General features: G+C 67.5%; 1 protein-coding gene. It reads left to right on the top strand.

The window, feature by feature from the left end; genetic code table 11:
• A partial coding sequence (locus G7A99_RS22745; RefSeq protein ID WP_163144295.1) for a DUF3375 domain-containing protein occupies positions 1–739 on the top strand: 739 nt, incomplete at both ends.

Raw genomic sequence — 739 nt, 5'->3', positions numbered from 1 at the left:
GCAATCATCCGGCGTGGCGGCTGCTCACCGCCGACAGCGCGCCCCTGATCGTCGGCTTTCTCCACCACGCCTTTATCGGCCCCAACGTTCGGGCCCTGGGCGAGCAGGAGCTGGCGGCGCAGCTGGAGGACTACCTTTTCCATCTGCGCGAAAGCGAGGGTGAGGATGCCTTCCCGCGGGCGGCGCTGGATTATCTCAACGACTGGGCCGGAGACGACCGGGGCTGGCTGCGTCGCTACTACCCCACGGACAGCGACGAGCCCCACTACGACCTCATGCCCGCCACGGAGAAGGCCATACAGTGGGTGGTGGGACTGGAAGAGCGAGTGCAGTTCGTCGGTGCCGAGTCGCGCTTGCGCACGGTCTTTGATCTTCTCCACGAGCTGGTTCAGGGCGCGGAGACCGATCCCCAGGCTCGCATCGATGAGTTGAAGCGCCAGCGCGCGGAGGTCGACGCGCAGATCGAGCGCATTCAGGCCGGTGAGCTGGAGCTGATGGACCCGACCCGGCTGCGCGAGCGTTTCCTTCAGGCCACTGGCACCGCCCGGGCGCTGCTGGCGGACTTCCGCCAGGTGGAACAGAACTTCCGCGAGCTGGACCGGGCGGTGCGCGAGCGCATCGCTACCTGGTCCGGCGGCCGCGGCGAGCTCCTGGAGGAGGTGTTCGGCGAGCAGGACGTCATCGCCGAGTCCGATCAGGGCAGGAGCTTCCGCGCGTTCTGGGATTTCCTCATGTCGCC

The organism is Arhodomonas sp. KWT (assembly GCF_010993615.1).
This window is presented reverse-complemented; position numbering and strand designations above follow the sequence as displayed.